Source organism: Micromonospora sp. NPDC005254, from assembly GCF_042872525.1.
Taxonomy (GTDB): domain Bacteria; phylum Actinomycetota; class Actinomycetes; order Mycobacteriales; family Micromonosporaceae; genus Micromonospora.
Genome location: NZ_JBIAKM010000005.1, coordinates 493,356 through 518,811, shown reverse-complemented (window position 1 = coordinate 518,811; position 25,456 = coordinate 493,356). Strand labels below are relative to the sequence as shown.

General features: G+C 73.5%; 28 protein-coding genes and 1 pseudogene. 13 read left to right on the top strand and 16 right to left on the bottom strand.

The window, feature by feature from the left end; all coding sequences use genetic code 11:
* Positions 1–68 precede the first annotated feature (68 nt).
* Positions 69–755: a hypothetical protein gene (locus ACFYPR_RS18845; protein WP_355138807.1), complete on the top strand. Its 687-nt coding sequence runs from the start codon at positions 69–71 to the stop codon at positions 753–755.
* Between the two features lie 77 nt (positions 756–832).
* On the opposite strand, the gene ACFYPR_RS18840 is transcribed toward ACFYPR_RS18845, so the two are convergent.
* On the bottom strand, positions 833–1,285 hold the full coding sequence (locus ACFYPR_RS18840) for a MarR family winged helix-turn-helix transcriptional regulator (RefSeq protein WP_355068061.1): 453 nt from the start codon (positions 1,283–1,285) through the stop codon (positions 833–835).
* Positions 1,286–1,381: 96 nt separating this feature from the next.
* Here ACFYPR_RS18840 and ACFYPR_RS18835 point away from each other — a divergent pair, with 96 nt between their 5' ends.
* Positions 1,382–1,813 carry a hypothetical protein gene (locus tag ACFYPR_RS18835; RefSeq protein ID WP_354855290.1) on the top strand — a complete coding sequence of 144 codons (432 nt, stop codon included), beginning with the start codon at positions 1,382–1,384 and terminating at the stop codon, positions 1,811–1,813.
* A 12-nt stretch (positions 1,814–1,825) separates the two neighbouring features.
* On the opposite strand, the gene ACFYPR_RS18830 is transcribed toward ACFYPR_RS18835, so the two are convergent.
* The 5 genes from ACFYPR_RS18830 to ACFYPR_RS18810 all read right to left on the bottom strand — a co-directional run bounded on the left by ACFYPR_RS18830 (position 1,826) and on the right by ACFYPR_RS18810 (position 6,907).
* Positions 1,826–2,200: a hypothetical protein gene (locus tag ACFYPR_RS18830; RefSeq protein ID WP_354855289.1), complete on the bottom strand. Its 375-nt coding sequence runs from the start codon at positions 2,198–2,200 to the stop codon at positions 1,826–1,828.
* Positions 2,201–2,282: 82 nt separating this feature from the next.
* Complete coding sequence (gene eis, locus ACFYPR_RS18825) at positions 2,283–3,476, bottom strand: enhanced intracellular survival protein Eis (protein ID WP_387261147.1); 1,194 nt, start codon at positions 3,474–3,476, stop codon at positions 2,283–2,285.
* Between the two features lie 112 nt (positions 3,477–3,588).
* A complete protein-coding gene (locus tag ACFYPR_RS18820; RefSeq protein WP_387261146.1) occupies positions 3,589–4,419 on the bottom strand; it encodes an arginase family protein in 831 nt (276 codons plus the stop codon).
* Between the two features lie 58 nt (positions 4,420–4,477).
* Entirely contained in the window at positions 4,478–5,476 is a 999-nt protein-coding gene (cydB, locus tag ACFYPR_RS18815) for a cytochrome d ubiquinol oxidase subunit II (protein WP_387261143.1), read from the bottom strand.
* 15 nt (positions 5,477–5,491) lie between these two features.
* Positions 5,492–6,907 (bottom strand): cytochrome ubiquinol oxidase subunit I, encoded by a 1,416-nt coding sequence (locus ACFYPR_RS18810; RefSeq protein WP_387261140.1) that lies wholly within the window; start codon positions 6,905–6,907, stop codon positions 5,492–5,494.
* 174 nt (positions 6,908–7,081) lie between these two features.
* On the opposite strand from ACFYPR_RS18810, the gene ACFYPR_RS18805 reads away from it, so the two are divergent.
* The 6 genes from ACFYPR_RS18805 to ACFYPR_RS18780 all read left to right on the top strand — a co-directional run bounded on the left by ACFYPR_RS18805 (position 7,082) and on the right by ACFYPR_RS18780 (position 12,677).
* A complete protein-coding gene (locus ACFYPR_RS18805) occupies positions 7,082–7,852 on the top strand; it encodes a lysophospholipid acyltransferase family protein (RefSeq protein ID WP_387261255.1) in 771 nt (256 codons plus the stop codon).
* Between the two features lie 213 nt (positions 7,853–8,065).
* Entirely contained in the window at positions 8,066–8,659 is a 594-nt protein-coding gene (locus ACFYPR_RS18800; RefSeq protein WP_387261137.1) for a hypothetical protein, read from the top strand.
* 153 nt (positions 8,660–8,812) lie between these two features.
* Entirely contained in the window at positions 8,813–9,655 is an 843-nt protein-coding gene (locus tag ACFYPR_RS18795) for an SDR family NAD(P)-dependent oxidoreductase (protein ID WP_387261134.1), read from the top strand.
* A gap of 72 nt (positions 9,656–9,727) precedes the next feature.
* On the top strand, positions 9,728–10,495 hold the full coding sequence (locus ACFYPR_RS18790) for a glycerophosphodiester phosphodiesterase (RefSeq protein ID WP_387261132.1): 768 nt from the start codon (positions 9,728–9,730) through the stop codon (positions 10,493–10,495).
* A gap of 17 nt (positions 10,496–10,512) precedes the next feature.
* On the top strand, positions 10,513–11,904 hold the full coding sequence (locus tag ACFYPR_RS18785) for an MFS transporter (RefSeq protein WP_387261129.1): 1,392 nt from the start codon (positions 10,513–10,515) through the stop codon (positions 11,902–11,904).
* Between the two features lie 56 nt (positions 11,905–11,960).
* Entirely contained in the window at positions 11,961–12,677 is a 717-nt protein-coding gene (locus ACFYPR_RS18780; RefSeq protein ID WP_139587755.1) for a thymidine kinase, read from the top strand.
* A gap of 48 nt (positions 12,678–12,725) precedes the next feature.
* Here the strand turns inward: ACFYPR_RS18780 and ACFYPR_RS18775 are convergent.
* Together ACFYPR_RS18775 and ACFYPR_RS18770 are read right to left on the bottom strand one after the other, a co-directional pair.
* Positions 12,726–13,151: pseudogene (locus tag ACFYPR_RS18775) on the bottom strand (low temperature requirement protein A); the annotation flags it as partial.
* A gap of 61 nt (positions 13,152–13,212) precedes the next feature.
* A complete protein-coding gene (locus ACFYPR_RS18770; protein ID WP_387184783.1) occupies positions 13,213–13,671 on the bottom strand; it encodes a hypothetical protein in 459 nt (152 codons plus the stop codon).
* Between the two features lie 135 nt (positions 13,672–13,806).
* Here ACFYPR_RS18770 and ACFYPR_RS18765 point away from each other — a divergent pair, with 135 nt between their 5' ends.
* A complete protein-coding gene (locus ACFYPR_RS18765; protein WP_354855279.1) occupies positions 13,807–15,510 on the top strand; it encodes an acyl-CoA dehydrogenase family protein in 1,704 nt (567 codons plus the stop codon).
* Between the two features lie 689 nt (positions 15,511–16,199).
* Positions 16,200–16,571 (top strand): VOC family protein, encoded by a 372-nt coding sequence (locus ACFYPR_RS18760; protein WP_354855276.1) that lies wholly within the window; start codon positions 16,200–16,202, stop codon positions 16,569–16,571.
* Between the two features lie 22 nt (positions 16,572–16,593).
* On the opposite strand, the gene ACFYPR_RS18755 is transcribed toward ACFYPR_RS18760, so the two are convergent.
* Together ACFYPR_RS18755 and ACFYPR_RS18750 are read right to left on the bottom strand one after the other, a co-directional pair.
* On the bottom strand, positions 16,594–17,439 hold the full coding sequence (locus tag ACFYPR_RS18755; protein ID WP_387261126.1) for an LLM class flavin-dependent oxidoreductase: 846 nt from the start codon (positions 17,437–17,439) through the stop codon (positions 16,594–16,596).
* 29 nt (positions 17,440–17,468) lie between these two features.
* Positions 17,469–18,467, bottom strand: a complete 999-nt coding sequence (locus tag ACFYPR_RS18750) for a tyrosine-type recombinase/integrase (protein ID WP_354855274.1) — start codon at positions 18,465–18,467, stop codon at positions 17,469–17,471.
* Positions 18,468–18,562: 95 nt separating this feature from the next.
* Here ACFYPR_RS18750 and ACFYPR_RS18745 point away from each other — a divergent pair, with 95 nt between their 5' ends.
* Positions 18,563–19,687: a helix-turn-helix transcriptional regulator gene (locus ACFYPR_RS18745; RefSeq protein WP_387184772.1), complete on the top strand. Its 1,125-nt coding sequence runs from the start codon at positions 18,563–18,565 to the stop codon at positions 19,685–19,687.
* On the opposite strand, the gene ACFYPR_RS18740 is transcribed toward ACFYPR_RS18745, so the two are convergent.
* From ACFYPR_RS18740 to ACFYPR_RS18730, 3 genes are all read right to left on the bottom strand, one after another.
* Positions 19,677–20,102: an Hsp20/alpha crystallin family protein gene (locus ACFYPR_RS18740; RefSeq protein WP_354855272.1), complete on the bottom strand. Its 426-nt coding sequence runs from the start codon at positions 20,100–20,102 to the stop codon at positions 19,677–19,679. The genes ACFYPR_RS18745 and ACFYPR_RS18740 overlap by 11 nt on opposite strands.
* Positions 20,103–20,170: 68 nt before the next feature.
* The gene (locus ACFYPR_RS18735; RefSeq protein ID WP_355138835.1) at positions 20,171–20,686 is read right to left on the bottom strand and encodes a GNAT family N-acetyltransferase; all 516 of its coding nucleotides are present in this window, start codon (positions 20,684–20,686) and stop codon (positions 20,171–20,173) included.
* Between the two features lie 10 nt (positions 20,687–20,696).
* Positions 20,697–21,239 (bottom strand): DUF2087 domain-containing protein, encoded by a 543-nt coding sequence (locus tag ACFYPR_RS18730; protein ID WP_354855270.1) that lies wholly within the window; start codon positions 21,237–21,239, stop codon positions 20,697–20,699.
* Between the two features lie 559 nt (positions 21,240–21,798).
* Here ACFYPR_RS18730 and ACFYPR_RS18725 point away from each other — a divergent pair.
* Positions 21,799–22,575, top strand: a complete 777-nt coding sequence (locus tag ACFYPR_RS18725; RefSeq protein ID WP_387261122.1) for a maleylpyruvate isomerase family mycothiol-dependent enzyme — start codon at positions 21,799–21,801, stop codon at positions 22,573–22,575.
* Between the two features lie 7 nt (positions 22,576–22,582).
* Here the strand turns inward: ACFYPR_RS18725 and ACFYPR_RS18720 are convergent, their stop codons facing one another.
* Positions 22,583–23,077 (bottom strand): MarR family winged helix-turn-helix transcriptional regulator, encoded by a 495-nt coding sequence (locus ACFYPR_RS18720; protein WP_387261119.1) that lies wholly within the window; start codon positions 23,075–23,077, stop codon positions 22,583–22,585.
* A 69-nt stretch (positions 23,078–23,146) separates the two neighbouring features.
* Here ACFYPR_RS18720 and ACFYPR_RS18715 point away from each other — a divergent pair, with 69 nt between their 5' ends.
* On the top strand, positions 23,147–24,379 hold the full coding sequence (locus ACFYPR_RS18715; RefSeq protein WP_387261116.1) for an MFS transporter: 1,233 nt from the start codon (positions 23,147–23,149) through the stop codon (positions 24,377–24,379).
* A gap of 66 nt (positions 24,380–24,445) precedes the next feature.
* On the opposite strand, the gene ACFYPR_RS18710 is transcribed toward ACFYPR_RS18715, so the two are convergent.
* Positions 24,446–24,637 (bottom strand): DUF397 domain-containing protein, encoded by a 192-nt coding sequence (locus ACFYPR_RS18710; RefSeq protein WP_363942744.1) that lies wholly within the window; start codon positions 24,635–24,637, stop codon positions 24,446–24,448.
* Positions 24,628–25,398, bottom strand: a complete 771-nt coding sequence (locus ACFYPR_RS18705) for a Scr1 family TA system antitoxin-like transcriptional regulator (protein ID WP_387261114.1) — start codon at positions 25,396–25,398, stop codon at positions 24,628–24,630. Before ACFYPR_RS18705 ends, ACFYPR_RS18710 begins: the two co-directional genes overlap by 10 nt.
* Positions 25,399–25,456 lie beyond the last annotated feature (58 nt).

Sequence of the window (25,456 nt, the reverse complement as noted above, 5' to 3'; positions counted from 1 at the left end):
TTGCGGCGGCTGTCGCAGCCGACTGGTATCAAGACAGCAATCAAACAGGTGTACGGAAGAGGGTTGTGATGGATGCCGGCCAGGGTTTGTCCACTGACGAGGTGCAGAGCATCCGGGAGGCGTTGGCGGCCGGTCGTAAGCCGCGGGTGGTGTTCACCGCGTCGGCGGGGCAGATCGCCGGTCAGGTCGGCCAGGTGGTCGAGCTGACCGATCCCGAGGTGTCCGACGAGTTCGTGGTGGTGCGTTTCGGCCGCGACGAGTTGCCGTTCTCCCCCGCCGACCTGGCGGTGGCGCCCAAGGGCGCGGGTCGTCGGGTGGCGGAGCCGAAACCGGAGCCCGAGCCGGAGCCGGCGGCGGCGCCCGCGCCGGAGTTCGTGTTGGACACGCCGCGGGTGCCCGCGCCGCGACAGGAGGAGCCGAAGGTGGAGCAGACCGAGAAGGCCACGCCGGCCCGGCGGGTGGTCAAGGCCGCCAAGCCGAAGAGCCCCGCCGGTCTCACGGTCACCCTGGCGTACGCCGACGGCGAGTGGACCGTCGCCGCGCAGCAGGGCAGCAAGGCCCTCGCGAAGCCGTACGTGGTGAAGCCGGCCGAGGCGTTGAAGATGGTGGCGCTTGTCGACGTGCCCGGTGTGCAGGAGGCGGTGGAGCAGATCCTGGGCACCGAGCGGGCCGAGGCCGAGCAGCAGGCGGAGAAGCTGCGCGCGGAGCTGGCCGAGATCGAGGCCCGGCTGGCGGAGCTGCGCGAGGCCCGCTGAGCGCTGCGCGCGTCGGGTTTTCGCTGGTCGCGGCGGGTCTGCCCCGGTGGGGCGGGCCCGCCGTGGCGGTGTCGGCGTCAGTGGCCGCTGTGGTGCTCGAGCAGTCGGGTGAGCAGGCGGGTCAGCTGGTCGCGTTCGGCGCTCGACAGGGGTGCGAGCAGGTCGTCCTGCACGCGGGCGACGGTGTCGGCCATCCGGTGGGCCTCGTCGGCGCCGGCCTCGGTGAGGCTGATGACGTTGCGGCGACGGTCGGCCGGGTCGGGGGCGCGTACCACGAGTCCCCGACCGGTCAGGTCGTTGACGGCGGCCACGACGTCGCTACGGTCGATGGCGCAGCGACGTCCCAGGTCGGCCTGGCTCGCGGGTCCGCTCTCGGCCAGTGCGGCGAGCAGCCGGTAGTGGTAGCCGCGCAGGTCGTGCGCGGCGAAGCCGGCGCTGATGAGTCGTCCGGCGTGGGTGGCGGCCTGGTTGAGCAGCCAGCTCGGGGTGGTCCGCAGCCCGGCGGGTGACTGCGGGGCGGTGGCGTCCATGGCGGCAGCCTAACAGTAATCGTTGGCGTGACCCACAAACCGTGTTACGTTGGTTCCACCAACGTTGGTGTAGCCAATGTTTCTGAAGGAGGCATCGTGTCCACTCTCAACGGTCAGGTCATCGGTCAGGCCCACTTCGCCACCCGGGCCCTGCTCGAACGCGCCGTCGCGCCCCTGGGCGTCGACTTCGGCCAGGTCCTCACCCTCAACGCCCTCGCCGCCGGCCCCGTCGCCCGCACAAGTCTCGTGCAGCGCATCACCAGCACCCGAAAGGTCGACGAGTCGGCCGTGCACGAGATGATCACCGGCCTCGTCGCCGCCGACCTGGCGCGGCTCGACGACACCGCCGAGCCGCAGGTACGGCTCACCGACGCCGGCCACGCCACCCAGGCCCACATCGCCGACGCCGTCGAGGGCATCACCGCCCGGCTGTACGGAGACATCCCGCCCGCCGAGGCCGACGCGGCCGCCCGCGTCCTCTCGCTCATCACCGAGCGGGCCAACAACGAACTGGCGGGCGTTGCCTGAACCGACAGGGGCTCAGGTGAGTCGGTTCGTGGCCGCCCGGATCTTCAGCCAGGACGGGTCGGTCGCGGAGGTTTCACTGACCGCGTTCAGGTCGCCCGACTGCCAGACCCGCGTCCCGTCGGTGAGGTCGAGTTGGTCCATGTCGACAACCGACGCCTCGGCGGTGCCGGCGGAGGGTGTCCGCTCGAACCGTTCATAGCCGATGTCCTCGACGTAGACGGCCGAACCCACGCCGAGGGCTCCGCACTCCCGCAGATGTCCGTCCCCGTACTCCCAGATCCGGATCGCCGGACGGTCGTCGTCCCAAGCCGCCACCAACGGAAGGCGCGGATGGGACAGCAGCCGCTGCACCGTCGCTCCAGACCGGACACGAGCCAGGATTTCCACCGGCACACCTTAGCGGCGAGGGCGGACGGCCACCCGTCCCCGCCGGGGACGGTCCTTGCCCGAGCGCACGCCGCACGGGCCGTCAGAAGTAGTCGAGCAGTTGTGCCGGGCCGCCGGCGCCCAACAGGTCCAGGGCGGACGGGTCCGCGTCACCGGCACAGTCCAGCAGGCCGGCCTGCGCGACCGAGCGGGCGCGGGCCGCCCCGGCGTAGAGCAGCGCGAAACCGCGCACGTCCAGCCGCAGGTCCGCCTCGCCGCTGATCCGGGTCAACTCGGCGGCGCCGTCGGCGACAGCCAACCGCCAGGCGCCGGTGTTCCAGTCGGCGAGCGGATCGGTGAGGTGAAAGTCGACGGCGCCCCGGGCGTGGACAGGCCAGCCACGCGCGCTCACCGCCCGGGCCACGTCCACCGGCCGGTGCATCCACAGGTCCCGCGCGTGGTCGCGGGCCGCCTCCAGCGGCAGGTGGGCGCTGACGGCGTCGCCGTCGAGCGGGCACAGCCGCAGCGTCGGCGCGACGCTGGCCCAACTGCCCAGCACACCGACGAGTTCCCGGGCCGCGTCGGCGGTGACGGCCAGCACCTCGTCGACGGTGAGCACCGAATCGGCGCCGTAGCCGCGGCCCCGCTGCCAGGTGGCGTAGCCGACCAGGTCGCCGTCGGCCTCGACGAGGGTGAGACCGTCGCCGGGCAGGTCTCCCTTGGCGTTGAAGTGGTCGAACAGCGCGCCCTGGCGGGTGAGCATGCCGTTGCGGTGGCGGGAGACCCGCTCGTACAGGTCGGCGACGGCGTCCAGGTCGGCGGGGGTGCCGGCCCGTACGCTCAGGTGCGCGGCGGGCCGGCGCCGGGGCAGCGCGACGGTGCTCAGGTCGACGGTGCGCAGCACACCGGCGGCCTCCCAGCCGCAGGAGCGGTAGGGGGCGGCGACGGTCGGGTACAGGGCGCTGACCGCCGCGCCGCGCTCGTGGGCGCCGCCCAGCAGAGCGGTGAGCAGGGCACGGGCCACCCCCCGGCCACGGGACTCGGGTGCGACCGCCACACCGCCGACGTCGGCCGCCGGGACCGCCCGCCCGGACCACCACTGGTCGTGGTGCAGGTCGACGGCCTTGCCGACGAGCCGACCGCTGCCGTCGAACGCGCCGTAGCGGATCATGCCGGGCACCTCGACGCTCGCGTGCGCGGGCCGCTGCGGGTTGGAGCCGAACGCGAACCGACCCAACTCCCAGGCGGCGTCGAGGTCGTCGGTGGTGAGCTCACGAACGTGCACGGCGTCGGGCATCGGCACACCCTAGCGGGCCGGATCCGCGCCGACCGCCGGTTTTCTGGCGGGTGCGAGGCCGGCTGGCCGGGGCCGCGTGTTCGGTGTCCGAGCCGTGCCGGCGTGGACCGGATCAGGCAAGCGCATCGGTCAGCCCGAGTGCGTCCAGCACCTCGATGAGCGCCTGCCGGTCGTGCGCGAGCTGCGGAACGTACTCGGTGATTCCCACTCCGATCACCTCGTGGTGGGCGCGCAGCGCGGTCAGCGACCGCGCCAGCTCGGCGGCTGTCACGCCACCGGGGGTGGGGACGGCCACGGCCGGCAACGCGGACGGGTCCAGCACGTCCAGGTCGAGGTGCACGTACACCGCGGCGCCGGGCGGGGGCGGGGCGGCCAGCCGGGTCGGCTGCGCGCCCAGCGTCGGGGCGTCCACCACCGTCAGGTCGTGCCGGTGCACGTACTCGACCTCGGCGGGGTCGAGGTCCCGGACCCCCACCAGGGCGACCTGCCCCGGCGAGAGGCAGCGGGGCGCCGGCAGTACGCCCTGCGCGTCGTCGTCGAGCAGCAGCCGCAGGGGCATGCCGTGCGCGGTTGCGCTCGGCGAGCTCGCGGGCGTGTTGAAGTCGGCGTGCGCGTCGATCCACAGCACGAACAGCCGTTGCGCGTACCGACCCGCGAGGTGGGCCACCGACGCGACCTCGACCGCGCAGTCCCCACCCAAGGTCAGCAGCCGCCGCGGACGGTGCCGCGCGAGCACGTCACGGTGCGCGCGGTACGCGTCGACAACCGCAGCCCGGTGCCGGACACCGCCCTCGCGCTCCGATCCGCCGGCCGGGACCGGCACCGTGACCCGCCGCGTCCCCGGCACGGTGAGGGCGGCCAGCGCGGCCGGGCCCTCGCGCACCCGGAGGTCATCCGCGCCCTGCCACATCGGCACCAGTACGTCGAGATCCCGGCTCCACATGGCGACGATCTTTCCAGCGGCCTCTCGCTCCTGGGCACCGTGCGACCCCGCCCGCCGGTCAGTGCTGCGGGATGTTGGCCACGCCGATGCGCTTGCGGAACACCCAGTACGTCCACCCCTGGTAGGCAAGCACCACCGGCGTGAAGATCACCGCCACCCACGTCATGATCTTCAGGGTGTACGGGGTGGAGGCGGCGTTGGTGGCCGTCAGCGTGCCGGCCGCGTCCAGGGTGGACGGCAACACGTTCGGGAACAGCGCCGCGAACAGGGTCGCCACGGCCAGGCCGATCGCCACGGCGGTGCCGGTGAACGCCCAGCCCTCCCGGCGTACCCGGGCGGCGGCCACGCCACCGAGCAGGGCGAGGGCCGCGCCGACGGCGAGCACGACGGCGGCCGCGCTGGAGCGGATGCTCAACGTCCAGGTCAGGAACCCGACCGCGAGCACGGCGGCGCCGACACCCAGGCGCACCGCGAGGGCGCCCGCGCGCTCGCGGATGTCGCCGGTGGTCTTCAGGGCGAGGAACACCGCGCCGTGGGTGAGGAACAGCGCGAGGGTGGTCGCGCCTCCGAGCAGGGCGTACGGGTTGAGCAGGTCGAACAGGCCGCCGACGTACTCGTGGTCGGCGTCCAGCGGCACGCCGCGCAGGATGTTGGCGAAGGCGACGCCCCACAGGATCGCCGGCAGCAGCGAGCCGACCACGATCGCGGCGTCCCAGCGGCGTTTCCAGGACGCCTCGGGACGCTTGTGCCGGTACTCGAAGGCCACCCCGCGGGCGATCAGGGCCAGCAGGATCAGCAGCAGCGGCAGGTAGAACCCGGAGAACAGGGTGGCGTACCACTCGGGGAACGCGGCGAACATGGCGCCGCCGGCGGTGATCAGCCAGACCTCGTTGCCGTCCCAGACCGGGCCGATGGTGTTGATCAGGACGCGGCGTTCCCGGTCGTCGCGGCCGAGCACGGGCAGCAGCATGCCGACGCCGAAGTCGAAGCCCTCCAGGATGAAGTAGCCGGTGAACAGCACGGCGACGAGGAGAAACCAGATGGTGGTCAGGTCCACGATGGGCTCCGGGGATCAGTAGGCGAAGGCGAGCGGGCGCTCGGCGTCGTCAGTGGTGTCGTCGATGGGGTGCTCGTCGTTGACGTCGGGCACGCCGGCCCTGGCGTAGCGCAGCAGCAGCTTGACCTCGATCACGGCGAGGGTGGCGTAGATCAGCGTGAAGGCGGTGAACGAGGTGAGCACCTCGGCCAGCGAGACGCTGCGGGACACGCCGTTGCGGGTGAGCATCTCGCCGAAGACGATCCACGGCTGGCGACCCATCTCGGTGAAGATCCAGCCGAAGGAGTTGGCCAGCAGCGGCAGCACCGGCATGGCCAGCCCGGCGCGCAGCAGCCATTTGCTGCGCGGGGTACGGCCCTTGCGCTGGCTCCAGAGGACCAGCAGGGCGATCGCGGCGGCCGCCATCCCGAAAGCGATCATGAAACGGAAGCTCCAGTAGGTGACCGGGATGATCGGGGTGTAGCTGCCCGCGCCGTACTGGGTGGCGTACTGGGCCTGCAGGTCGTTGATGCCGTGCACGGTGCCGTGCGGGTCACCGGTGCCCAGGTACGACAGCAGGTACGGGATCTTGAGGGCGAACACCTCGCGGCTGCCGTCGAGGCTGCCGATGGTGAGCACGGAGAACGAGGCGGGGCTCTCGGTGGTGTAGAGGCCCTCGGCGGCGGCCATCTTCATCGGCTGCACGTCAGTCATGATCTTGCCCTGGATGTCACCGGTGAACAGCACGGCAGCGGAGGCGACCAGGACCACCCAGGAGCCGAACCTGGTGGCGAAGCGGTACGCGCCGGCGTCGGCGGAGTCGCGGTTGCGGATGACGTGGAACAGGCCGACCGCGACGATCAGCGACCCGGCGACCAGGAACGAGCCGGCCAGGGTGTGCGGGAACGTGATCAGGGCGACCTTGTTGGTCAGCACGGCCGGGAAGTCGGTCAGCTCGGCACGCCCGCTGTCCGGGTTGATCCGGAAGCCGACCGGGTTCTGCATGAACGAGTTGGCCGCGAGGATGAAGTACGCGGACAGGTTGGTGCCGATCGCGGCGGCCCAGATGCTGGCCAGGTGCGCCCGCTTGGGCAGCCGGTCCCAGCCGAAGATCCACAGGCCGATGAAGGTGGATTCGAGGAAGAACGCGACAAGCGCCTCGATGGCCAGGGGTGCGCCGAAGATGTCGCCGACGAAGCGGGAGTAGTCGCTCCAGTTCATGCCGAACTGGAACTCCTGCACGATGCCGGTGACCACGCCCATGGCGAAGTTGATCAGGAACAGCTTGCCGTAGAACTTGGTGAGCTTGAGGTAGCGCTCGTTGCCGGTGCGGTGCCACATCGTCTGCAGGATGGCCACCAGCACGGACAGGCCGATGGTCAGCGGCACGAAGAGAAAGTGGTAGACGGTCGTGACACCGAACTGCCACCGGGCGACGTCCAACGCGTCCACCTGTTACCCCCAGCTATGCGTACTACGAGACGTAGTAAATACTACTGCTCGTCGTAGAGAATGCGGCAGGGCCGGGCGGCCCGAACCGGCCCGGGACCAATGACCCTGATCACCCCGAACATCCGGCCGACCCGCCCGCACCACTGGGCCGCCGCGTGCGACGATGGCGCGCTGATGAACACCGCGCCCTCCCCCTGGCAGCCACCATTGATCTGGCGCGCCGCCCTCGTGCTGGCCCGCGTCCTGGTCGGTCTGCTCGCCCGCCTCGAGGTCACCGGCGACGTCCCCGCGCACCTGCGCCGCGGCCCGCTCGTGCTGGCCGCCAACCACATCAGCCCGTTCGACCCGGTGGTGATGATCGCCGCCTGCCAGACCCGCGGCATCGCCCCGCGGATCATGGCGACCGCCGGGCTGTTCCGCGCCCCGGTGCTCGGACCCGCCATGCGCCACGCCGGACACATCCGGGTCGACCGGGGCACCAGCGCCGTGCACCGGGCCCTCGACGACGCCGCCACCGCCGTGGCGGCGGGCTCGGTGATCCTCATCTACCCCGAGGGACGCATCGGCCTGGACCCCGGCATGTGGCCCGAACGCGGCAAGACCGGCGTGGCCCGACTCGCCCTGGCCTGCGGCGCCCCCGTCATCCCGGTCGCCCAGTGGGGCGCGCACGAGGTGCTGCCCTACCGGGCGCCGAAGGGAATGCTGCGCGGCATCGCCCGCGCGCTGTGGCGCCGCCCGGTGATCCGGGTGCACTTCGGGCCGCCCGTCGACCTGGGCGAGGCGAACGCCGCCAACCCCGGCGCCGCCCGCCGGGCCACCGGCCGGATCATCGACGCGCTCACCGACGCCCTCGCCCCGCTGCGCCCCGACGAACCCGACGGGCCCCGACACATCGACCCCGGCCGCCCGGCCGACCCCAGCCGCGCCCACCGCCGGTCGAGCTAGCGGACGCCGCCGACGCCGAGGTCGACCCGGCTTTCGGCAAACCGGGGCTTGCCGTGCCTCGGACGCCCCGCCTTCAAGGAAACCGAGTCGATCACCGCCGGCGTCCGTCCCTTGGCCGAGGGAGCAGGCTGGCTCGGTGGAGGGATGAGGTCGCCTCGGCCCGCGCTGATGCTGGAACGTGTCAACCGAGCAACCGACCGAGGAGGAATGGTCATGTCTGGTTCACGTGTGGCGGCGTTGGGGGTGGTGGCGGCCGTGGTGGTCGCGGCATCGCCCGCGGCGGCATGGGCTCAGCAGCCCGAGACGAGGTCCGCCGCGGCGACCCGGTGGTCGACGGTCACCGGGCTGGGGCATTTCGTGTACGACGAACCCAACATGGTGGGGCACCGGATCTGGTTCGGCGTCTCGGCGTTCTCGACCGCCGACGGATCGACGTACGGCCAGTTCCTCTACCGGCACGAACGGGCGGACGGCACCCTGGCCGAGCAGGGACGGGCCGACGTGACCTGTCTGCGGGTCACCGGAAACGTCGCCCTGTTGACCGCGATCGTGCCCGAGGGCGAAGGCGCGGTACGGAACCACGGCTACTACGTGAAGATCATCGACGGCGGGAGGCTGCCGGATGTGATCGTCGACGCGCAGGCGCAGAACGGGGACGAGCCGCCACCCACGCACTGCCTCGACCCCGAGACCGACCTGCCCCCGGGCAACCCCCAGCGGCCCCGGTACCCGATCCTCGCCGGCGGATACGCGGTGCATGGCGCTGAGCCGAGCCGAACGGGCACCGGACACCAGTCCCGGCCGTAACATGCGGTGACGTTCACCGCGGGACGGGCACCGGACACCAGTCCCGGCCGTAACATGCGGTGACGTTCACCGCGGGTTGGGTGCGTACGGGGGCGGCCGGCGGGGACCGGCTTCCGTTCGCGCCAGCCGCCCTGGCACGAAGGGCAGGAGATCATGAGCGAGCAGACCGTGCTGATCACCGGCACGTCCTCCGGCATCGGCCTGGAGATCGCGCTCGGCTGCGCCCGCGCCGGCTGGCGGACGGTGGCCACCATGCGCGACCTCGGCCGCGCCGAGCGGCTGCGCGCCGCCGCCGACACCGCGGGCGTCGCCGACCTGATCGACGTACGCCGCCTCGACGTCACCGACCCCGACTCGGTGAGCGCCTGCGTCGACGAGGTGGTCGACACCTACGGCCGGCTCGACGCGGTCGTCAACAACGCCGGCGCCGGGCACGTCGGCACCCTGGAAGTCGACAGCGTCGACGACGTCCGGGCCGTCATAGAGGTCAACTTCTTCGGCGTGCTGCACGTCAGCCGCGCCGCCCTGGCCCACCTGCGGGCCAGCCGGGGCCGCCTGATCACCGTCTCCAGCGTCGGCGGGATCGTCGGGCAGCCGTTCAACGAGGCGTACTGCGCGGCGAAATTCGCCGTCGAGGGGTACATGGAATCGCTCGCCCCGCTCGCCGCGACCACCGGGGTGCGGGTCACCGTCGTCGAGCCGGGCGCGGTGGCCAGCGAGTTCGTCTCCAGCATCGGCATCGATCCCGACGCCGCCAGCGACGCCGCCGGGGTGTACGGGCCGGCTCTGCGCGCGTACCTGGCCCGCACCGGGCAGGCGTTCGCCGCCGCGCAGTCCTCCGCCGACGCCGCGGCGGTCGTGGTGGCGACGCTGATGGACCCGACGCCGCCGGTGCGGGTGCAGACCTCCGACGGGGCCCGGCAGTTCGCCGCCGTCAAGCTCGCCGACCTCGACGGCGCCGCGGTGGCCCGGCTGACCGGCGGCTGGCTGGCCTGACCCTCGCCGCCGGGCGACGAATGTTGCCGGCAGGCCACCGGGGGTCCACCAGCGGCAGGCATACTGCGTCCCGTGCTGAACCGATTCGGCTACCTGGACGCGCCCGCGCCGCTGGCGTTCGCCCACCGTGGCGGCGCGGCCGACGGCGACGAGAACACCACCGAGGCGTTCGCCCGGGCCATCGGGCTCGGCTACCGGTACGTGGAGACCGACGTGCACGCCACCGCCGACGGCGTCGCGGTGATCTTCCACGACCCGACGCTCGCGCGGCTCACCGGCGAGGCGGGACGCATCGCCGAGATGAGCTGGGCCGACCTCGCCTCGGTACGCGTCGGCGGCGCCGCCGTCGTACCCCGGCTCGACGAGGTGCTCAGCGCCTGGCCGCAGGTCCGATTCAACATCGACGTGAAGGCCGACGGCGGCGTCGCGCCGACGGTCGCGACCGTGACCCGGGTCGGCGCCGCCGACCGGGTGCTGCTCGCCTCGTTCAGCGACGCCCGACTGACCCGGCTGCGGGCGCTGACCGAGGGACGCGTCGCCACCAGCCTCGGCATGCGCGGGGTGGCCCGGCTGCGGCTCGCCTCGCTGCACGGGCGCCCGCTGCGGCTGCCGCAGTCGGTGGTCGCCGCGCAGGTGCCGCCGCGCTACGGGCGGGTGCCGGTGGTGGACCGCCGGTTCCTCGACTACTGCCACCGACTCGGCCTGCAGGTGCACGTCTGGACGATCGACGAACCCGCCCAGATGCACGAGTTACTGGATCGTGGCGTGGATGGCATCATGACCGATCACGTCGGCGTGCTGCGCGACGTCTACCGCAGCCGCGGCCACTGGGCCGCCTGAGCGTCGAAGGACCCCCGATGGCCGAGACCGTGACCCCCACGGTGGACGACACCCCGCCTCCGGCGAGCACTCGCCGGGAGCGGCGCGGCTGGTACATCTACGACTGGGCCAACTCGGCGTTCCAGACCACGGTGATCACCGTGTTCCTGGGACCGTTCATCACCACCGTCGCCGAGCTGGCCGCCGGCTGCGAGCTGGGCGCGGACACCTGCGACGGGTACGTGCACCCGCTGGGCATCCGGGTGGCAGCCGGGTCCTACTACCCGTACCTGATCTCGCTGTCGGTGTTCCTCACCGTGTTCGTGCTGCCCGTCATCGGGGCGATCGCCGACCGGTCGGCGCACAAGAAGCGGCTGCTCGGCGGGGCCGCGTTCACCGGCGCCGGCGCGACCATCGCGATGGCCTTCGTCACCGGCGACCGCTACCTGCTCGGCGGGGCGCTGTTCCTGATCGCCAACATCTCCTTCGGCGCGGCCATCGTGGTCTACAACTCGTTCCTGCCGCAGCTCGGCGGCCCCGACGAACGCGACGGCATCTCCAGCCGCGGCTGGGCGCTGGGCTACCTCGGCGGTGGCCTGCTGCTGGCGCTCAACCTGGTCGCGGTCACCCTGCTCAGCGAGGACGACAACCCGCAGCGCACCCTGGACCTGGCCCGCTGGTCGATCGTGTCGGCCGGGGTGTGGTGGGCGGCGTTCACGCTGGTGCCGCTGCGCTGGCTGCGCGAACGCCCCAGCGCGGTGGCCCTCGCGGCGCGCGGCAACGTGCTCACCGACGGGTTCCGGCAGCTCGGCCGCACCCTGCGCGAGGTCAAGGCGTACCCGCTGACGTTGTTCTTCCTGCTCGCGTTCCTGGTCTACAACGACGGCATCCAGACCGTCATCACCCTGGCCAGCCAGTACGGCACCGAGGAGCTGCGCCTGGAGCAGAGCACCCTGATCATCACCATCCTGCTGGTGCAGTTCCTCGCCTTCGGCGGCGCGTTGAGCCTCGGCGCGCTGGCCCGGCGCATCGGCGCGTGGAAGACCGTGCTGCTCAGCCTGGTGCTGTGGACCGGTGTGATCCTCGGCGCGTTCCGGCTGCCCGCCGAGGCGCCGGTGCCGTTCATGATCCTCGGCGCGGCCATCGGCCTGGTCCTCGGCGGCAGCCAGGCGCTGAGCCGGTCGCTGTTCAGCCAGCTCATCCCCGCCGGCAAGGAGGGCGAGTACTACGGCTTCTACGAGATCAGCGACAAGGGCACCAGCTGGCTCGGCCCGCTCGCGTTCGGCCTCGTGTTCCAACTCACCGCCTCCTACCGCGTGGGCCTGGTCTCACTGCTGATCTTCTTCGTGGTCGGGTTCCTGCTCCTGGCCGCCGTGCCGATCCGTCGGGCCATCGTCGCCGCCGGCAACACGCCACCCCGGGTGCTCTGAGCACGCATCCCGCACCCGACGGATCAGGGGCGGTCGATCAGCTAGGCTGCCCGACCGTGACCGACGACGCCGCTGCCGCCCCGACCTGCCTGGCCCACCCGTTCCCCGGCCAGCCGCACGCTCCGGCGGGCTGCGCGGCCGCGCGCGGGCTCGACGGGCGTCCGGTGCACGCCGCGGCGTTGAAGTTCTTCTGGGGGCCGATGGACTGCGGCAAGTCCACCATGGCGTTGCAGATGAACTACAACCACGCCCGACAGGGTCGTCGTGGGCTGGTCACCACCCGCATCGACCGGTCGTTGGGCCCGCAGGTCACCACCCGCATCGGCCTGGCCCACGAGGCCATCGAGGTCACCGACGACCTGGACCTGCGGGCGCTGGTGCGCGGCCGCTGGGCCGACGGGGTCCGCGTCGACTACCTGATCTGCGACGAGGCCTGCTTCTACACAGTCGAACACGTCGAGCAGATGGCCGAGCTGGTCGACAGCTACGACGTGGACGTGTTCGCGTTCGGCCTCGCCACCGACTTCCGGTCCTGCCTGTTCCCCGCCGCGCAGCGCCTGTTCGAGCTGGCCGACGAGGTGGCCCGCATCCAGGTCGAGGTGCTCTGCTGGTGCGGCCGGGAGGGGCTGCTCAACGCCCGCGTCGTCGACGGCCGGGTCGTGCGCGAGGGCGCGCAGGTCGTCATCGGCGACACCGTCGACACCGCCGACGTGCGCTACCAGGTGCTCTGCCGCCGGCACTACCGCAGCGGCGACCTCGGCCCCCGCGACTGAGGCCCCCAGGAACGCCCCCGACGTCACCAGGTCCACGTGCGACGTGAGGGTGCTGCCGGTGACCAGGATCGACTCGCCGAGCGCGATCAGGACGAACGCCGCGCAGCGTTCGGCCAGGTGCCCACCCTCCACCATCCACCGCTCGGGGCGGCTGCGCTCCCGACCCGGCAGCGGGCAGCCGATCGACAGGCCAACCACCTCCAGCACGATCACCGCCGCCCACACCACCTCCCGGGCCGGCGTGTCCACCAGGCCGCCGACCACCACGAGCACCGACGTGGCGCCGATCCACGGCAGCGACTTCTGAAACCCGTCGACCAGCCACGGACTGCCCTGCGTCGCCCACAACGCGAACATGGTCCGGCCCACCTGCACGCCCGCGTAGACCACCGCGAAGAGCAGGCCGGTCCCGGCGAACGCCTGCGGGATCGCCGCCGACAACAGCAGGCTGCCCAGCGTCACCCCGATCAGCATCGCCCGCACCGGGCCCTGATCCGGTTGCAGCCAGTTGGTCACCAGGTCGACGGCCGGCGGCTCAGAACGGGTCACCGCACACCCGCCAGTCGCCGTTCTCACGGACCACCGGCAGGCGGCGTTCCTCACTGATGCCGCCGTCGCGGGTCAAGCGCACCGTCACCGTGCCACGGGGACGCCCGCCCTTGGTGGCCACCGACACGTCGGTGATCTCGTAGTCGGTCACCATCGGTGGCGTCCGCACCCAGCTGGTGAACCCGATCGCGCTCCACCGGGTACGCGCGTCCGCGCAGAGCCGCTCGTACGCCTGGTCGCTGTCGCCGAGGGCCACCTCGCTGAGGAAACCGTCGGCGGTCTCCCGGATCGGGCCGGATGCCTGCCGCACCGTCTGCAGGTTCCACGCCCCCAGCCCGGCCACCCCGACGCAGCACAGCGCCATGCCGAACCCGGCGAAGGCCAGCCCGGTGCGCATCGGGCGGTGCCGCCGGGCCGGTCGGCTCCACGACTGGCCGGCACCCACGACTACCGACCGTAGAGAACGCCATCGCGGTGAGGCAGGACAAGCGGGAAATCGGGTGTGCCCGAGGCCCTGTTCGCGGCGGCGACGCATCGTCTACCGTCGGCGCACACCCCCAGCAGCGCCAGGAGTCGATCGATGAGCCGCTTCGTGCAGCCGGTACCACCCCCCGCCGACCCGTACGCCGGTGACGCCCTGCTGCGGTCCTGGCTGGAGCGTCACCTCGGCCCGGCCGGACACGCGGCCGCCAAGGGTCGCCTCGCCGAGCTGGCCGCCGACGTCACCGGGCCGCTGCGCGCGGCGCACGCCGACGCCGAGGCGCACCCGCCGACGCTGGTCCGCTACGACCCGTGGGGCGCGCGGATCGACCGGATCGACACGTCCGCCGGCTGGCAGGCGCAACGGGCCGCCGCCGCCCGGCACGCCGTGGTGGCGCTGCCCTACCTGCCCGACGCGCGCGGCACCTGGGGCGCCGCCGCACGGGTCGTGCAACACGCGCTGCTGCACCTGTACGGGCCGGAGTCGGCGACGTTCTCCTGCCCGGTGGCGATGGCCGACGGGGCGGCGGCGCTGCTCAGCCTCCCCGACGTCGACGCGGGTGTCCGTGACGCGTGGCTGCCCCGGCTGATCTCCACCGACCCGGCCACGGCGATCACCAGCGGCCAGTGGATGACCGAGTCGCAGGGCGGCTCCGACCTGGGCCGCTCCGGCACCGTCGGCCGTCCCGCCGCCGACGGTTCGTGGCGGCTGACCGGGGAGAAGTGGTTCTGCTCCGCAGCCGACGCCGCGATGGCGGTGGCGCTGGCCCGCCCCGAGGGCGCCGGGCGGGGCAGCCGGGTGCTCGCCCCGTTCCTCGTACCCCGCTACGCGGTCGACTCGCCGCTGGCCACCGGCGCGGCGCCGGACGCGCCCGCCCCCGGGGTCACCGTGCACCGGCTCAAGGACAAGCTCGGCACCCGGGCGCTGCCGACCGCCGAGATCGGGCTGCGCGACGCGTACGCCCTGCCGTTGGGCGACCCGGCGGTGCCCGGCCTGGTCCGGGCGATGACCCTGGTCGTGGTGACCCGGGTGCACAACGCCGCCGCCGCGGCCGGCGGGATGCGACGCGGGCTCGCGTACGCCCGCGCGTTCGCCGACGCGCGGCACGTCGCGGGCGGCGCGTTGGCGTCCTCGCCGCTGCACCGCGCGACGCTGGGCACCCTCGCGGTCGACGCGGCGGGCGCGTTCGCCCTCGCGGGGCACGCGTTCGCGCTGCTCGGGCGGGTCGAGGTCGGCGCCGACCCGGAGGCCGCCGCCGAGCTGCGCATCGTGGCGCCGCTGGCGAAGCTCGCCACCGGTCGGCTCGCCGTCAGCTCCGCCAGCGAGTACGTGGAGAGCTTCGGCGGCGCCGGCTACGTGGAGGACACCGGCGTTCCCCGGCTGCTGCGCGATGCGCAGGTGCTGCCGATCTGGGAGGGCACCACCAACGTGCTGGCCCTGGACGTGCTGCGCGCGCTGACCCGGGAGGACGCCGGGACGCCGCTGCTGAGCCGGCTGACCGCCGCCGTCGACCTGGCCCGGCCACTGTCGCCCGCGCTGGCCGACACCCTCGCCGCGGCCGCCGGGCAGCTGCGCGACACCATCGCGGCGGTGACGGCCGAGCCGGGCGCGGCGGCGGTGCTCGCGGGCGCCCGTGGCCTGGCGCTGCGCCTGGCGTACGCGCTGACCGCCGCCCTGCTCGTGGAGCACGCCGCGTGGGGTGACGAGCAGGCGGAGCTGGCCGCCCGGCTGTGGGCGCGGCGGTGGCTGCGGCAGGAGGACATCGCCGAGGACGCCCACCACCACCTGGAGCTGCTCTGCTGACCGGTCGACACGAGCGGGGGTGACGGCCGGTGGACGTCCTGACCGGGGCGCTCCCCCGGCCCACCGTCGGGCGTCGGGCGCGCCGTCGCGGCGGTGGCGGGTGGCGCTGCTGCTGGCGGCGTGCGCGCTGCTCGGCGGCGCCGCCGCTCCCGTACGCCTGTCGGCGCGGGTGGGGCCGCCGGTGTCCGGCGACGAGACACTGCTGGGCGCGGGCCCGCTGCTGCTGGTCGTGGACCCGCCGACGCTGAGCGCGTACGACGTGGCGGCGCCGTACCGCGCCCCGCGCTGGCGGGTCGCCGTGCCGCCCGCCGCCGGGTGGTCCGCCGAGGCCGCCGGTGACGTGCTGCTGCTCACCGAGCGCGATCAGGTGCGTCAGGCCGTGGCGACGACCGCCCGGTCGATGCGCACCGGCGCGGCGCTGTGGCGGCGACCCGAGCGGGTGTACGCGGTCGGCGAGGCGGCGGTGGCGGTCAGCGAGGTCCGCAGCGCCGCCGAACCGGGTGCGCGGCCCGCTCCCGGCGGGGGTGACCGACTGCCGGCGGGCCGGCAGTGGCCTGGCCTGCCGCGAGAGCGCCTCGCGGGTGACGGTGTGGCCACTCGGCGCGCCCTGAACCCGGGCGTCGTCGGTGTCGAGAAACGCCCGACGTACCTGACATCGGTTGGCAGGTACACCGGTGCAGACTGCCCGCATGACGACAACCGCCGACCTCGCGATGGTCAACCTGGACAGCTCCGACCCGGCCGCGCACGCCGCCTTCTACCACCGGGCGTTGGGCTGGGAGATCACCCACAGCCAAGCCGAGTACGCGATGATCAGCGGCGGTGGCGCGTCCATCGGCTTCGGCCTGGTCGAGGGCTACCAGCCGCCGTCCTGGCCGGACCCGGCCGGGCAGAAGCGCTACCACCTGGACCTCTACGTCGACGACCTGGCCGTGGCCGAGAAGGAGTTCGTCGCCGCCGGCGCCTCGAAGCCGGAGTTCCAACCCGGCGGCGACCGGTGGGTGGTGCTTCTCGACCCCATCGGGCAGCCGTTCTGCATCTGCCCCCGCCCGCAGGGCTGACCTGCGGGCGCGGGAGGGACGCTCAGCGCAGCGGACCTCGGGCCACCGCGGCGCGCATCGCCGCCGGGTCGCCGACCGGGACGTACTCCAGCCACCAGGTGGCCCCGGCGGCGGCCAGCTCGCGGAGGTAGGCCCGTTCGGCGCGCTCGTCCGGGCGGCGGCGTCGCCCGCCGATCGCCACGTCGAACGGCTGGCCGTCGGCCCGGGTCGGTGGCATGGCCGCTACCAGGTCGCGGACCTCGTCGGGGGTGAAATCGGCCCAGCCGTCGGTGTCGGTGAGCTTGTACGGCACGATGCCGTCGGCGCGGGCCGCGCGGCGTCGCACCGCCCCGGCCTGGGTGCTGCCGCCGACCCAGACCGGCACCCGGGGCGACTGCACGGGCGGTGGCCGCAGCGCCACCCGGTCGGCGCGGTAGTGGGCGCCCCGGTGGTCGACCCGCTCACCACTGAGCAGGCCGGTCAGCAGGTCGAGACCCTCGTCGAGCATCGCGGCGCGCACGGCCACCTCGGTCGGCTCGCCGAACGCGGCCAGGCCACGGTCGCCGGGGTCGCCGACACCGACCGCCACGGTGGCCCGGCCCGCGCTCAGGTGGTCGAGGGTCAGCACCTCGCGGGCCAGCTTCGCCGGACGGCGGCGGGGCAGCGCCGTGACCGTGGTGCCCAGCCGCACCCGGTCGGTGCGCCCGGCGATCGCGGTGAGCACCAACCACGGGTCGTAGGTGAACGGGTCGTCGCCGCAGTGGTGGATCAGGTAATCCTCCAGGAACACCCCGTCCCATCCGGCGTTCTCGGCCAGCTCACCCAGATCGACCAGGGTGGACACCGCGACGGCGCCGCCACCGCAGGGGATCTCCAGACCGTGTCTCATCCGCCGACCGTAGGCCGGGGGTGGGACAGTCAGCCGCGGCGACGGGACCGGGCGGCCCACACCGCGTACGCCGGGTCACGGTCGAGGTTGTGCCGGTCCCGGTCGTAGCGGCGGGTGGTACGCGGGTCGGCGTGGCCCATGGCGTCCTGCACGTCTTCGAGGGGAACACCCTCGGAGCGGGCGGTGGTGGCGAACGCGTGTCGCAGCGAGTGCGGGGACAGCCGCGCCCAGGCCGGGATGCCCGCGGCGCGGGCGAGTCGGCGGACCATCCGGAACACCGAGTGCCGGTCGAGCCGGGCCCCGCTGGCGGTGACCAGCAGGGGCCCGGTCAGGTGGGTCACCGGCACGCCGGTGGTGGCGGCCCGCTGCGCCAGGTACGCGTCCACCGCGTACGCGGTGCCCGGGGTGAGGGCGCGGCGGCGCTGCTTGCCGCCCTTGCCGACGAAGCGCACGCTGCGGTGCCCGCGTTCGGTGCCGAGATCGGTCAGGTCCAACGAGACCAGCTCCCCGACCCGCAGGCCCAGGTCGGCCAGCAGCGCGATCGTCGCCCGGTTGCGGGCCGCCGTCGGGCCGGTCTCCGCGTCGGCGGCGGTGAGCAGCGCGTCCACCTCCTCCGGGGTGAGCCCGACGGTGGCGGAGTGGTCCCGGTCGACGCGGGGCCGGTCCGCGCCGGAGACCGGGTTGGCCGGCACGCCGCCGAGCTTGACGAGGAAGTCGTACCAGCTGGACAGCGCCGACAGCCGCCGCGCCACGGTCGCCGGGGTCAACGGTCGGCCGCTGCGGACGACGAGAGTGGACTCCAGCGCGCGGGCGTACTCGTTGACGTGCAGGAAGCTGGCCCGCAGCGGATCCAGGTCGTGCCCGGCGCACCAGCTGAGCCACGCGGTGACGTCGCGCCGGTAGGCGTCGCGGGTGTGCTCGGACAGCCGGCGGTTGCGCAGCCACGCCTCGGTGACGTCGACCGGTCCGCTCGGCAGGGCCGGTCGGGCGGTCGGGCGGGCGAGCACGGGAGCGTCGGAGGACACCATGTGAAAAAGGTTCTCAGCAGCGGATGGGATTGCCACGCAGGCGCGCCGACGCCGGCCCGCGCGGCGGCGCGGACGGTGTCGGCTACGGTCGCACGGTGCGTGCCAGCCGGCTGGTCTCCCTGCTGCTGCTCCTGCAGGCCCGGGGGCGGATGACCGCCGCCGAGCTGGCCGACGCCCTGGAGGTGTCGGTTCGCACGGTGTATCGCGACGTGGAGTCGCTGGGGGCCGCCGGTGTGCCGGTGTACGCCGAGCGTGGCCCGGCCGGCGGTTACCGCCTGCTCGACGGCTACCGCACCCGGCTCACCGGCCTGACCGCCGGTGAGGCCGAGGCGTTGTTCCTGGCCGGTGTGCCCGGCCCGGCCGCCGAGCTGGGCCTGGGCTCGGTGCTGGCCAGGGCGGAGCTGAAGCTGCGCGCCGCGCTGCCGGCGGACCTCGCCGACCCCGGCGGCCGGATCCGGCAGCGGTTCCACCTGGACGCGCCGAGCTGGTTTCGCGAACCCGAGCCCACACCCCACCTGGCCGCGCTGGCCACAGCGGTGTGGGAGGACCGTCGGGTCCGGGTGCGCTACCGGCGGTGGCAGGCGCCCCGGGAGGTGACCCGGACCCTCGACCCGCTCGGCGTGGTGCTCAAGGCGGGCCGCTGGTACCTGGTCGCCGCCGCGTCCGGGCAGGTGCGCACCTACCGGGTGGGCGCGATCCTGGAGTTGACCGTGCTGGACGAACCCGCCGAGCGGCCGGACGGGTTCGACCTGGCGGGTTGCTGGCAGGAGCACGCCGAGCGCTACGAGCGGGGCGTCTACCGCGCCGAGGCCCGGGTGCGGATGACCGTGGCGGCGCTGGCGCGCACGACGCACCTGCTCCCACCAGCGATGAGCCGCGCGGCGCAGGACCACGCCGGTGCGCCGGACGCGGACGGCTGGGTCACGACGACCGTGCCGATCGAGTCGGTCCGCCACGGCTGCGTCGAAATGCTCAAGCTCGGCGCGCAGGTGGAGGTGCTCGCCCCGCCCGAGCTGCGGGAGCTACTCGCCGGCACCGCCCACGCGCTCGCCGCCCTCTACCCACCGCCCGGCGACGCGCCCGCCGAGCGGCGCGACGCGCCCGCCGCAGAGCCGAAGCGCGGCGACGCGCCCGCCGGGGAGCGGGAGCCCGGCGACGCGCCGACGGCCGGCGCCTCGGGGCGGGTGCCGGCCGTCGAGGCCGTCGCGGTCAGGCGTTGATCTGTCGACGTGCGTCGCCGTTGGCGCTGATGGTCACCCGACGGGGCTTGGCCCGCTCGGCGACGGGGATGCGCAGCGTCAGCACCCCGTTCTCGTAACCGGCCTCCAGCCGGTCGGTGTCCAGGGTGTCGCCCAGGAACAGCCGTCGGGTGAAGGTGCCCATCGGGCGTTCGGCGGCGACCAGCTCGACACCGTCGCCGGTGGGCCGGCGGCGCTCGGCGCGGACGGTGAGCACGTTGCGCTCGACGGTGCAGTCGATGGTGTCCGGGTCGACGCCCGGCAGGTCGAACGCCGCGTAGAAGTGGTCCCCGTCGCGGTAGGCGTCCAGGTGCATCATCGCGGGACGGGCTGCCGTACCGAAGAACTGCTCGGCGAGCCGGTCGATCTCGCGGAACGGGTCGGTACGCATCAACATCGCTGTGCCTCCTCGGTTCTCCTGGCCGAAGGTGATGAGTTGAGCCGTGGTGACTCAACTTCCTCTTCTTATTTAGCGCCTTCCGCGACGGACGTCAACTGCTTCTCGAACCAGTGCTCGGCGTACGGGCCGTGCGTGTACGCGGGGATCTCGGCGTAGCCGTGCCGGGCGTACAGGGCGCGGGCCTCGACCAGGTCGGATCGGGTGTCGAGCCGGATCCGGTCCGCCCCGACCGCCCGCGCCCGCTGCTCGACGGCGGCCAGCAGCGCCGCGCCCCCACCGGCGCCCCGGTGCGCGGGCCGGACGTACACGCGGGTCAGCTCGGCACAGTCCGGACGCCACCGCAGCCCGGCGCAACCGGCCAGGTCCGTGCCGCGGTGGGCGAGCAGGAGCAGACCACCGGGGTACGCCAGGTCGTCGCTGGGCATCTCGGCCAGCGCCGCGTCGACCTCGCCGGGTCGGGCCGGGCGGCGGTGGTAGCGCACCACCATCTCGGTCATGTACTCGCGCAGCAGGACTGTTGCGTCCGGATGGTCGGGACGGACGGTGGAGGTCACCCAGGAGGGTCGAACGGTCGCGGTCACCCGTCGATCGTCACTGCCCGGTCAACGGATTTTCGGCCTCCGTCAGCTGGTAGACGCCCTGCTCACGGGTGAGCAACCGCTCGTCCACCAGGTAGCGGCGCAGGGTGGCGTGGTCCGACGCGCCGGCGGCGCACCACGGTTTGAGCGCGTCGTCGACGGCCCGCTCCGGATAGCGCGTGCCCGGCTCGAACGACTGCCGGGCGACGTGTGCCAGCAGCACCCGTCGCCGCCCGAGCTGCGCCGGCATGCCCGTCAGGACGCCGCCGCGCAGGAACGTGCGCAGCACCGGATCGTCGGCCGGCGCGGCGTCGTCGGCCGGGCGGCTGTCGCGCGCCGCCGCCCGCAGCGACGCCTCGTCGACCGCGAGCGCGCCGTCAGCGCCGGTGACCAGACCCGCGTCGGCGAGCCGCCGGAGCCCGGTGAGCACGACCCGCGCCGCCAAGCCGGAGCGCTGCACGACCTCGGCCACGCTTGTCGATCCCAACGCGACCGCCGCGAAGACCCGTCGCCGTCCGTCGTCGGCCAGGGCCCCGGCCAGAGCGTGCGCAGTCATGCCGGTCACCCTCCCATCGGCGTACGAGCGCCGCCAGGCGATTTTCCGAGTACGCGCCCACGCCAGCTGTCGCCGGCCTGCTGGTCCGCACCTCGAGGTTGAGGAAGATCGGTTCAGCGGTCAGCTGTGGGATTGATCCTGGCGACGGGTTCACCGCGGCGAAGTGAACCCCGCAGGCGCCGCGCGGGGTGCGTGGCAGCGGTGGGGGCGAGAAGACGACTGAAGCGTCGAATTCGACGGCAGGAGTATCCGTGCGGGCGAAGGCTGGCACACGGATACGGCGGGAACCATTCATGGTTTCGGCGATTCCAAGCTCTCGGCAGCAGGCACTGGGGGCCTCCCGGATCCAGTGGCGGGTAGCCGGCGTCTCGGCGCGGAGGGGCAGACGGGGAGGTGACTCGAACCCGTCCTCATCGCGCACGTGCGCCGCTGGTCACTGATCCATGCCCGTCAGCATGGTCAACCCGTGGCTGCCGGGCAACGGATTTCCGGGTGGCCTCGCCGTCGGGGGCGCGGAAAACCGCTGTCGGTTGTCGAGGGGCGGTGGTACAAAGCCGCGGTGAAAGAGACCCTGGAGTTCGCCGACCTGTTGCGGCTGATGGACGAGCGGTCCACCGCCTTCCGGGCGGCGGTCGCCGCGGCGCCCAGCCTCGACGTACGGGTGCCGACCTGTCCCGAGTGGACGCTGTTCGACCTGGTGCAGCACCTGGGAGAGGGACGCTTCAGGTGGGCGGCGATCGTGGCCGCGGGGCCCGCCGACGCCCCGCCGGCCATCTCCACCCCGGCGCCGCCCCGCGAGCGCGAGGCCCTGCTGGCCTGGTTCGCCGCGTCGACGGCAGAGCTGCTGGCCGCGTTGCGGGAAGCCGGCCCGGATCGTGGTTGCTGGACGTGGTGGGGTTCATCGCAGGCGCCGCAGACCGCCGGTGCCGTTGCCCGGCACCAGCTTCAGCAGGTCGCCGTGCACACCTATGACGCCCAGGTCGCCGTGGGCGCCTCGCAGTCGCTACCGGACGAGGTGGCCCTCGACGGTGTCGACGAGTTCCTGACCACCTGCGTCGCGACGACAGCCACCTGGCCGCACGAGCCCGCAATCGTCGACTACCACGCCACCGAGGGCCGTTCCTGGCGGATCTGGTTCTCCGCCGACGGGGCACGGACCGCCCGGCTCGTCGCGCCGGTCGCCGACGCGGGCCCGGGGACGGCCTATGTCTCGGCCCGGGGTACGGCCAGTGAGCTGGTCATGTTCTGCTACGGCCGCATTCAGATGGACTCGCTGCAGGTCGAGGGCGACCGGCGCGTCTTCGACCAGCTGATCGCCTGGGAGCCAGAGGAGTAGGACGCGGCTACGGTTGCTCGGCGACGCGCAGCACCCGGCGCAGCAGGTCGGAGAGCAGTCGCCGTTCGGCCGGGGTCAGCGCGTCGAGCAGCCGGTGCTCCTCGGCGCCCTGGACCTCCATCGCTGCGCGCCACGCGGCCTCGCCCGCGTCGGTGAGCTCCACGTCCACCCGACGGCGGTCCACGGTGGACGGAATCCGGCGCACGAAGCCCCGTCGGAGCAGGGTGTCGACGCGCGCGGTGATCGAGGCGGGTGCCACGGACAGGTCCGCGGCGAGGTCCGAGGGAGCCGCCCGGCCGCGCCGGCCGGCCAGGGCGTGCAGGGTGTCGTACTCGTGCGCGGGCAGGTCGAAGTCGGCAAGGGCCCGTTCCTTGACCGCCCGCAGGTGCCGGGTCAGGTGGATCATCCGGACGACCGTGCCCTCGACGTCCGCGTCGAGGTCGGGCACCACGGGCAGCCACCGCTCGACGTGCCGGTCGACGGCGTCCGGAGTGTCGGTCACGATCGCCAGCTTAGCTCACCAGCGAAATATTCATTGCCGAAAGGTTCGGCGTCGAACTAGATTGCGGCTATGGCTCACCCCCTACGCACCCGCTCCTTCCGGCTGCTGTTCCTCGGCCGTACCGTCTCGGCCGTCGGGGACGCGGTGGTGCCCGCCGCGCTCGCGCTGGCCGTGCTGCGGGCCACCGGCTCCACCGGGGCGTTGGCCGTCGTCCTCGCCGCGGCGATGGTGCCCCGGCTGCTTCTGCTGCCCCTCGGCGGCGTCGTCGCCGACCGGTTCGCCGCCCGACGCGTCGCCCTGTTGACCGACCTGGTCCGCTGCGCGACCCAACTCGCGATCGGCGTCGAACTGCTCGGCGGCGAGGTGTCGCTGACCACCGTCGTGGTGGCCTCCGCGCTCGGCGGCACCGCGTCGGCGTTCGCCATCCCGACCGCGTCTCCCCTGGTCGCCGGCACCGTCGCGCCCGCCGACCGGCAACGGGCCAACGCCCTGATGGGAGTCACCGCCAACGCCAGCCGGCTGCTCGGCCCGGCGTTGGCCGGCGCGCTGATCTGGGCCGCCGGGCCCGGATGGGCGTTCGTGATCGACAGCGCGTCGTTCGCGCTCAGCGCGGCCCTGCTCGCGCTGGTCCGGGTCCGACACGTGCCGGTGCCCCGCCGCTCGGTCCTCGCCGACCTGCGGCACGGCTTCGGCGAGGTGCGCGCCCGCGACTGGTTCTGGACCAGCCTGCTCGGGCACGGCGCGTGGAACGGCGCCGCCGCCGTGCTGATGACCCTCGGCCCGGCCGTCGCCATCAACCGCCTCGGCGGGGAGGCGACGTGGGTGCTGCTGTTGCAGGCCGGCGCGGTCGGCATGCTCACCGGCTCGCTGCTGGCCGGGCGGGTCCGACTCCGCCGGCCGGTGCTGCTGGCCAACCTCGGGCTCGCCAGCTACGCCGCGCCGCTGTTCCTGCTCGCCGTCGCCGCGCCCGCCCCGGCCGTGATCGTCGCGTACGCCGTGGCGCTGACCGCCCTCGGCTACCTCAACCCGGTCTGGGAGACCGTCGTGCAGCACCACTTCCCGCCGGAGGTCCTGGCCCGGGTCACCTCGTACGACTGGCTGGTGTCGCTGGCCGCGATGCCGCTTGGCTACGCGCTGGCGCCGCTGGCCGCGGACGCCTTCGGCGCGCCCGTACCCCTGGCGGTCGCCGGCCTGCTGGTCCTCGCCTCCTGCGCCGGCACCGCGCTCGTGCCCGGCGTACGCCGGCTCACCTGGCCGGCGGCCCCACAACCGCAACCGGCCGAACCGGCCGGCGTGCGCTGATGAGATCGGGCCGGCCGCACGCGGGGCTCCCGGCGGCGCCGGGAGCCCCGCGTGCGATGTGGACGGTCAGCGGGCGTCGCGTGCCATGGCGACGAAGCTGCGCCACGACTGCGGGCTGAACGTGAGCGTCGCGCCGTCGCGATCCTTCGTGTCGCGCACGAGGACCACGCCCGGGAGGTTGTCGGCGACCTCGACGCAGTTGCCGCCGTTGCCGCCGCTCTTCGTGCTCTTGCGCCACCGCGCGTCGGTCAGGTCCATGATGCCGCCGCTTCTCTGAGAAGGTCCAGGGAACGCCCCCGGGGCAGCGCCTCGCCGCGAATGCGCTCCCACCGCCGCTCCAGGCTAACAAGCTCCGATGTCTGGTCGAGGATCTGCGCCTGCGCGGCGCTGTCGACGTGCGCGACCCGCGAGCCGTCCGGCAGGTCGGCGATGGTGAACGGCCCGTCGAGCCCGGGGTAGCTGGGCGCGTCCGCCGGGACGATCTGGAGCTGGACGGTGTCCGTCTCGACGTACCCGAGCAGGTGCGTGAGCTGCGCCGCCATCAACGCGCGGTCGTCGCCGACGCGCCGGCGCAGCACCCCCTCGTCGAGCAGGGCGATGAGCAGCGGCCCGTCGCTCTCCCGGTCGAGAATCGACTGCCGGCTGATCCGCGCCCCGGCGAACTCGTCGACCGCGTCCGGCGTCAGGACCCCGCCGGCCAGGGTCGCCCGCGCGTACGCCTCGGTCTGGAGTAGACCCGGCACCCACGTCAACTCGAACGACCGCAGCGTCAGCGCCTCGCGTTCGAGGTCGACCCAGGGTCGGAACCACACCGGTTCGCGGCGCCGGAGGGCGTCCGGCCACAGTGCCTCGGCGTCGCGGGCCAGCAGCTCCGCGACGGTCGCGCGGTGTCGACTCTGGGGAACGTGGCCCGGGTTCGCCCACCGGGCGACGGTCTTCGGATGCACACCGATCCGATCGGCGAGGCTCTCGGCGGTGTGACCCGCCTCGGCGAGCGCTGCGACAAACGCGTGGTTCATGCCGTCCCTTCCCTGGGAGCAAATGGGCTGCGCCAAGGAGATTACGTAACGCTGTGTG

Coding starts and splice junctions, on each gene's coding strand:
- ACFYPR_RS18845 (WP_355138807.1), top strand. CDS start 69: ATGGATGCCGGCCAGGGTTTGTCCACTGACGAGGTGCAGAGCATCCGG.
- ACFYPR_RS18840 (WP_355068061.1), bottom strand. CDS start 1,285: ATGGACGCCACCGCCCCGCAGTCACCCGCCGGGCTGCGGACCACCCCG.
- eis (WP_387261147.1), bottom strand. CDS start 3,476: ATGCCCGACGCCGTGCACGTTCGTGAGCTCACCACCGACGACCTCGAC.
- ACFYPR_RS18820 (WP_387261146.1), bottom strand. CDS start 4,419: ATGTGGAGCCGGGATCTCGACGTACTGGTGCCGATGTGGCAGGGCGCG.
- ACFYPR_RS18805 (WP_387261255.1), top strand. CDS start 7,082: ATGAACACCGCGCCCTCCCCCTGGCAGCCACCATTGATCTGGCGCGCC.
- ACFYPR_RS18800 (WP_387261137.1), top strand. CDS start 8,066: ATGTCTGGTTCACGTGTGGCGGCGTTGGGGGTGGTGGCGGCCGTGGTG.
- ACFYPR_RS18795 (WP_387261134.1), top strand. CDS start 8,813: ATGAGCGAGCAGACCGTGCTGATCACCGGCACGTCCTCCGGCATCGGC.
- ACFYPR_RS18785 (WP_387261129.1), top strand. CDS start 10,513: ATGGCCGAGACCGTGACCCCCACGGTGGACGACACCCCGCCTCCGGCG.
- ACFYPR_RS18765 (WP_354855279.1), top strand. CDS start 13,807: ATGAGCCGCTTCGTGCAGCCGGTACCACCCCCCGCCGACCCGTACGCC.
- ACFYPR_RS18760 (WP_354855276.1), top strand. CDS start 16,200: ATGACGACAACCGCCGACCTCGCGATGGTCAACCTGGACAGCTCCGAC.
- ACFYPR_RS18755 (WP_387261126.1), bottom strand. CDS start 17,439: ATGAGACACGGTCTGGAGATCCCCTGCGGTGGCGGCGCCGTCGCGGTG.
- ACFYPR_RS18750 (WP_354855274.1), bottom strand. CDS start 18,467: ATGGTGTCCTCCGACGCTCCCGTGCTCGCCCGCCCGACCGCCCGACCG.
- ACFYPR_RS18740 (WP_354855272.1), bottom strand. CDS start 20,102: ATGTTGATGCGTACCGACCCGTTCCGCGAGATCGACCGGCTCGCCGAG.
- ACFYPR_RS18730 (WP_354855270.1), bottom strand. CDS start 21,239: ATGACTGCGCACGCTCTGGCCGGGGCCCTGGCCGACGACGGACGGCGA.
- ACFYPR_RS18715 (WP_387261116.1), top strand. CDS start 23,147: ATGGCTCACCCCCTACGCACCCGCTCCTTCCGGCTGCTGTTCCTCGGC.
- ACFYPR_RS18710 (WP_363942744.1), bottom strand. CDS start 24,637: ATGGACCTGACCGACGCGCGGTGGCGCAAGAGCACGAAGAGCGGCGGC.
- ACFYPR_RS18705 (WP_387261114.1), bottom strand. CDS start 25,398: ATGAACCACGCGTTTGTCGCAGCGCTCGCCGAGGCGGGTCACACCGCC.